This window comes from Mycobacterium sp. NS-7484 (assembly GCF_001953975.1).
Lineage (GTDB): Bacteria > Actinomycetota > Actinomycetes > Mycobacteriales > Mycobacteriaceae > Mycobacterium.
The window spans coordinates 21,062-27,504 of sequence record NZ_MBEJ01000027.1 but is presented as its reverse complement, the minus strand read 5'-3'; the positions used below and the strand labels follow the sequence as shown (position 1 = coordinate 27,504).

Below are 6,443 nucleotides of genomic sequence, written 5' to 3'. Positions count from 1 at the left end.
GCCCAGGCGATCGGTCTGGCCAACCGCGTCGTGCCCAAGGGGCAAGCTCGCGCCCATGCCGAGGAGCTGGCCGCCGAGCAGATGGGCCTGGACCCCACCGGTCCCCGCGCCGCCGACGGCAAGAACCGCACCGAGACCGTGCAGCTGACCAATGACAAGGACCTGGACAGCTTTGTCCGGAAGTTGTTGCGGCTCTTCGAAAGCCCGAAGACCCGCGCTGACCTCAAGGCCGGGCGGCTCAGCTTCCGGTTGGCCGGTACGGCGTCGGCCGGCGGTCGCGGCACCGTGCATCGCATCGAGGCGGGTGCGGTGACCGAACGGCAGATCGCCGATCTGGCCGGCGGCACCTTGGTGCTCGGCCGCAAGGCGGTGCTCACCCCACTGGCTCGCGAGAAGGCGCGCACTTTGGGGATCACGATTGAGAAGGAGCGAAAGTGCTAGCAGCGACTGTCACCGGCAACGTGTGGTCCACCCGTCGGATCGACGGCATCCCGGCCGGCGCGTTCCTCGAGGTAGAGGTCGACGGGGGCACCTCCCGGATGATCGCGTTCGACGTACTCGGCACCGGCGTCGGCGAACGCGTCCTGATCGCCCAGGGCTCGGTGGCCGCGAACTGGTTCACCGGCACCCCGCCCCCGGTCGACGCCCTCATCATCGGTTCCATCGATTCCAATCCCAACAAATAAGGAGAAAAACCCATGTCCAGCAACGCAATCGGACTGATCGAGACCAAGGGCTACGTCGCTGCGCTGGCCGCCGCCGACGCCATGGTGAAGGCTGCCAACGTCACCATCACCGACCGTCAGCAGGTCGGCGACGGACTGGTCGCCGTGATCGTCACCGGTGAGGTCGGTGCCGTCAAGGCCGCCACCGAGGCCGGCGCCGAGACCGCCTCGCAGGTCGGTGAACTGGTCAGCGTGCACGTCATCCCCCGCCCGCACGGTGAGTTGGGCGCGCACTTCGCGGTCGCCAGCAAGTAGCCATGCCGACCACAGCTGAGGACAGCACGCGGATTCACACCCAGATCCGCGTCTACCTGTTGGTGGAGGACCTGCAGCGCCAGTTCGCCGCGTACCTCGGAACACCGACCCGGGCGCGGGGATACCCGCCGTACGAGGGCGAACACGCCCTGATCGTCGAGGTGTCCCCCGCTCTGGCCATCGAGCGGGTGATCGACCTGGCCCTGCGTGAGGTGCCCGGCATCCAGCCCGGAATCCTGTATGTGGAGCGACAATTCGGCGTGCTGGAGATCCACTCGGCCGATCTGGAGGACGTCAAGCGGGCCGGCGAGGCGATCCTGGCCGGCACCGGAAACAAGGCCTCCGATCAACTGCGGCCGCGGGTGCTCTACCACGACATCATCGAGAACATCACCGATCAGCACGCGGTGATCCTCAACCGCAACCGGCAGGCCTCGATGATCCTGCCTGGCCAGTCGCTGTTGGTCTACGAGATGACCCCGGCGTTGTTCGCCGCGGTCGCGGCCAACGAGGCGGAGCGGGCGGCCCCCGGGCTCACCGTCGTCGACGTGCAGATGATCGGCGCCGCGGGCAGGCTGTACATCGGCGGCAGCACCGCCGATGTGACCGTGGCCCGGGACCGGATCACGACGGTGTTGGATGGTATTGAGGGACGCGACCACTAGATGGTCGCCAGCGTGAAGAAGAGACGGTACTGATGGTTATCACCGACGAGATCGATGTCGCCCGACTGGCGCTGCGCCAGTACGACATCGGAGCCGACGCGACGCTGCGACTGCTCAACCTGTCCGAGAATGCCACCTATCTCGTCGAAGATGCCGGCACCCAATCGATCCTGCGGGTGCATCGGCAGGACTATCACCGGCCCCACGAGATCGAGTCGGAACTGGATTGGCTGCAGGCATTGCGGACCGACAGCGACGTCACGGTGCCCGCGGTGCTGCCGACGCGTGATGGCCGGCGGCTGGTGACCGTCACCGGTGAGGAGACCGCCGGGGTGCCCCGCCATGTCGTGCACTTCGGCATGGTGGCTGGAGCCGAGCCCGACGAAGGGTCCTTGACCCTCGACGATTTCCACACCCTGGGCCGTATCACCGCCTCCCTGCACGACCATTCGCAGCGGTGGCAGCGCCCAGCCGGTTTCGGCCGCTTCGCCTGGGACTGGGACCACAGCCTGGGCGCGACACCGCGCTGGGGGCGTTGGCACGACGCCTCGGGGGTCGGCGGGGCCGAGCGGCAGGTGTTGGAGCGGGCCCAGAAGCTGCTCCATGAGCGGCTCGGGGCCTACGGCACCGGCCCCGACGTCTACGGCCTGATCCACGCCGATCTTCGGCTGGCGAACCTGCTCGTCAATCCCGACGCAGGCTCGTCCGGTCCGCAGATCACCGTCATCGACTTCGACGACTGTGGATTCGGCTGGTACTTCTACGATTTCGGCACGGCGGTGTCGTTCATCGAAGACGACCCCGCGCTGCCGGACTGGCAGGACGCCTGGGTGAGCGGTTACCGCACCCGCCGCGACCTGCCCGCCTCGGACGAGGACATGCTGGCCTCGTTCGTACTGCTGCGCCGGCTGCTGTTGCTGGCCTGGATGGGCAGCCACAGCCACTCCAAGGAATCGGCTACCAAGGCGATCAGCTACGCCGCCGGCAGCTGCGAACTGGCCGAGCGCTACCTGCGTTCCAACGGCCATTCCCTGACCTGACTTCCAAAGGACCCCACCCATGTTCACATCGCTTCAGGGCCGTTCGGCCATCGTCACCGGCGGCAGCAAGGGCATCGGCCGCGGCATCGCCGAAACCTTCGCCAACGCCGGCGTGGATGTCCTGATCACGGGCCGCAACCAGGACGACCTCGACAAGACGGTCACCGCGCTCTCTGGCGCCCCGGGCCGGGTGAGCGGTCTTCGCGCCGACGTGACCAGCCCCGAGGCCGCTATTCAGGTGGTCGACGAGGCGGTCAAACGACACGGCGGACTCGACATCGTCTGCGCCAACGCCGGCATCTTTCCGTCCGGGCGTCTCGAGGAGCTCACCCCCGACGACATCGAACAGGTGCTGGCGGTGAACTTCAAAGGCACCGTCTACATCGTGCAGGCCGCCCTTGAGGCGCTGACGGCAAGCGGGCACGGTCGCGTCGTCATCACGTCGTCGATCACCGGGCCGATCACCGGTTACCCCGGCTGGTCGCACTACGGCGCGTCCAAGGCCGCCCAGTTGGGCTTCCTGCGCACCGCCGCAATGGAACTGGCGCCCAAGAAGATCACGGTCAACGCCGTGTTGCCCGGCAACATCGTCACCGAGGGGCTGGACGGCATGGGCCAGGACTACCTCGACCAGATGACCTCGGCGGTGCCCTCGGGCCGGCTCGGATCGGTCGCCGACATCGGCAACGCGGCACTGTTCTTCGCCACCGACGAAGCTGCCTACATCACCGGACAGTCGCTGGTCGTGGACGGCGGACAGATTCTGCCCGAATCGCACATGGCGATCGCCGAACTGTAGTCCGGCCCGGATAGAATTGGCTGTACCAATACACGGTTAAGGGGGCCGGGGTGGCACTTCACAGCGAGGAGCTGCGCAGGCGCATCGTCGCCGACATCAACGCCGGCACCCCCGGCACCAAACTGGGCAGTGAACGCGACCTGGCCGAGCAGTACGGCACCAGCCGCTCCAGCCTGCGCCAGGTGTTGGCTGCGTTGGAGGAAGCCGGGCTGGTGCACCGGGTGATCGGCCGGGCCGGCGGCATCTTCATCAGCCACGGCCAGGTGGAGCGTCAGCTGTCGGACGTGGTCGGAGTACCCGCGTTCCTGGCCAACCAGGGTTACGTCGCGGGTACCCGCGTGCTTTCGACGCGCATCACCACGCCCGACGACGCCACCCGGGCCGCGCTGCGGCTCGGCCCGGGCGACTACGTCATCGAGATCCAGCGGGTGCGGCTGGCCGACGGCTTCCCGATCTCGTTGGAGCACGCCCAGTTCCCCGCCGACGCGTTCCCCGGACTGCTCGACCAACAACTCGGCGGATCGCTCTACGAGATCCTGGAATCCCGTTACGGTCTGGTCACCGGCCGGGCCGACGAACGCATCGAAGCCGTCAACGCCACCAGCAACGAGGCCACCCTGCTGGGCATCAAACCCAAAGCGGCACTGCTGCTGATCACCCGGATCACCTACGACCAGAACGGCACCCCGTGCGAGTTCTCCCGCGACCTGTTCCGCGGGGACCGTACGGCGTTGGCGGTGACGGCCAAAGGTAGCGGTATCGCCACCCACGCCGATGCCAACACCGCCTCGGTCACCCTGCAGCGTCAGGCCGGCTGACCCGCTTCGGCGTACCCGTCAGGCCGGCACCGCGTCGGTATCACGGTCCCAGACCCGGTGTTGGGCCATGACCGCCGCCGCGGCCTCGACGAACTCCGCCGGTAGATTGCCACTCGGCGCGGTGATCACGCCGCCTACCGAGCTCACCTTGTCGGGCAGCGTTGCGACGACGCCTGCGGCGCGCAACATTTCGCCGCCCTCTCCGAGAGCCAGCACGGCCTTGAGGTGTTTGTATGCCTCGGTGACGAAATGCACGGCGTAGCCGTCTTGCACGAGGCTTTGGACCGATTCGGCCCCGCCGGCCACCGCGACGGCGTCATAGAGGACCGACGCCATGGTCGTCATGCCCTTGTCCACCTTGAGCTCGCCGCCCGAGGCGCCCCGCAGCGTGCCGCCGCCGCTGGGCGCGAGCACCTCGACGATCGCGCCACGTTCGGTCATCGCCCTCTTGAATTGCTCTGCGGTGTCGGCATCGACACCGTCGGCCGCGAGCAGGGCGATCTTGCGGGATTCGATGCTGTCGGTGGCGGTGTTGAGCTGGGACAGCGCCGGGGACGCCGGTTCGTCTCGTTCGATCGGGACGGCCGCCGGGGCGGGCAGACCGAGCTTGGCAGCCACCTGGGCGGCCAAGGCGTTGTCGATCAAGTTGAGCTGATCGACCACACGTTCTCGAATCCCCGTCTCGGCGTTGACCTTTCCGAGTTCGAAGCCGAAGGCCGCCACGATGTGCTTGGCCTCCACCGCGGTCATGCTCTTCCAGAACACCCGGGCCTGGCTGTAATGGTCTTTGAAGGTCTCGGCCCGCTTGCGCATGGCCTGCCCCTCGATGCGCTGGGTGTAGTGCCGGAACACATCTTCATCGGCCAGCGCCGGGCAGCCACCGCCGAGGGTGTTCTTGAAGTAGCTGGTCTTGCCCTGGGGAATCCGGTGCTGGGAGTAGCCGTCGTGCTGGTTGGTGTGCACCTCGGCGATCGGCCGGTTGACCGGGAGGTGGGCGAAGTTCGGTCCGCCCAACCGGATCAGCTGTGTGTCCAGGTAGGAGAAGTTGCGGAACTGCAGCAGCGGATCGTTCGTGAAATCGATGCCGGGAACCAGGTTGGCGGTGTGGAAGGCCACCTGCTCGGTCTCGGCGAAGAAGTTGTCCGGGTTGCGGTTGAGCACCATCTTGCCCACCGGCCGCACCGGGACCGTCTCCTCGGGGATGATCTTGGTGGCGTCGAGCAGGTCGAACGGGAAGTTGAACTCGTCGGACTCGGGCACCAGCTGGACTCCCAGTTCCCACTCGGGATACTGCCCGGATTCGATTGCCTCCCACAGGTCGCGGCGGTTGAAGTCGGGGTCGGCGCCGGCCACCTTCTGGCATTCGTCCCAGATCAGTGAATGCACACCCAACTTGGGCTTCCAGTGGAACTTCACGAACGTGCCCTCACCCGCGGCGTTGACGAAGCGGAACGTGTGCACGCCGAAGCCCTGCATCATCCGGTAGCTGCGCGGCAGGGCGCGGTCCGACATCAGCCACATGATCGTGTGCAGCGTCTCCGGCTGCAGACCGACGAAATCCCACAGGGTGTCGTGCGCGGACTGCGCTTGCGGAATCTCGTTGTGCGGCTCGGGTTTCACGGCGTGGACGAAGTCGGGGAACTTGATGCCGTCCTGGATGAAGAACACCGGGAAGTTGTTGCCGACCAAATCGTAATTGCCCTGCTCGGTGTAGAACTTGGTGGCGAAGCCACGTACGTCGCGCACGGTGTCGGCCGAGCCACGTGAGCCGGCCACCGTCGAGAACCGCACGAAGACCGGGGTGCGGGTGCCCGGACTGGTCAGGAACTTGGCCGCGGTGTATTCGCTCAGCGAATCGTCATACGGCTCGAAATAGCCGTACGCCCCGGCGCCGCGGGCATGCACGACACGCTCGGGTATCCGCTCATGGTCGAAGTGGGTGATCTTCTCCCGGGCATGGAAATCCTCAAGAAGGGTCGGCCCACGCTCACCGACGGTCAGCGCGTCATCGGTGTCGTCGACACGCACACCCTGCTGGGTGGTCAGGTATCCCTCGGCCCGCGTGAAGCGGAACTGATCGAGCTGCTCATGCTTGGGGTCTGGCTTGTCGGCCACCACGCCTCCTCATTGCACACGAAGTC

At 66.8% G+C, this 6,443-nt stretch carries 8 protein-coding genes; 7 read left to right on the top strand and 1 reads right to left on the bottom strand.

Annotation, left to right across the window (positions count from 1 at the left end; all coding sequences use genetic code 11):
- The 7 genes from A5733_RS06065 to A5733_RS06035 all read left to right on the top strand — a co-directional run.
- A partial coding sequence (locus A5733_RS06065; RefSeq protein WP_233152634.1) for a hypothetical protein occupies window positions 1–441 on the top strand: 441 nt, incomplete at its 5' end.
- Window positions 435–686 carry a EutN/CcmL family microcompartment protein gene (locus tag A5733_RS06060; RefSeq protein WP_067768024.1) on the top strand — a complete coding sequence of 84 codons (252 nt, stop codon included), beginning with the start codon at window positions 435–437 and terminating at the stop codon, window positions 684–686. The genes A5733_RS06065 and A5733_RS06060, both read left to right, overlap by 7 nt.
- A 12-nt stretch (window positions 687–698) precedes the next feature.
- Window positions 699–980, top strand: coding sequence for a BMC domain-containing protein (locus A5733_RS06055; protein WP_067768022.1), 282 nt, complete (start codon window positions 699–701; stop codon window positions 978–980).
- A gap of 2 nt (window positions 981–982) precedes the next feature.
- Window positions 983–1,645, top strand: a complete 663-nt coding sequence (locus A5733_RS06050) for a microcompartment protein (protein ID WP_067768020.1) — start codon at window positions 983–985, stop codon at window positions 1,643–1,645.
- Between the two features lie 32 nt (window positions 1,646–1,677).
- Window positions 1,678–2,685 carry a phosphotransferase enzyme family protein gene (locus tag A5733_RS06045; protein WP_067768018.1) on the top strand — a complete coding sequence of 336 codons (1,008 nt, stop codon included), beginning with the start codon at window positions 1,678–1,680 and terminating at the stop codon, window positions 2,683–2,685.
- Between the two features lie 19 nt (window positions 2,686–2,704).
- The gene (fabG, locus tag A5733_RS06040; RefSeq protein ID WP_067768016.1) at window positions 2,705–3,484 is read left to right on the top strand and encodes a 3-oxoacyl-ACP reductase FabG; all 780 of its coding nucleotides are present in this window, start codon (window positions 2,705–2,707) and stop codon (window positions 3,482–3,484) included.
- Window positions 3,485–3,534: 50 nt separating this feature from the next.
- On the top strand, window positions 3,535–4,302 hold the full coding sequence (locus tag A5733_RS06035) for a GntR family transcriptional regulator (RefSeq protein WP_067768014.1): 768 nt from the start codon (window positions 3,535–3,537) through the stop codon (window positions 4,300–4,302).
- A gap of 18 nt (window positions 4,303–4,320) precedes the next feature.
- Here the strand turns inward: A5733_RS06035 and A5733_RS06030 are convergent, their stop codons facing one another.
- A complete protein-coding gene (locus A5733_RS06030; protein WP_067768095.1) occupies window positions 4,321–6,417 on the bottom strand; it encodes a catalase in 2,097 nt (698 codons plus the stop codon).
- Window positions 6,418–6,443: the final 26 nt, after the last annotated feature.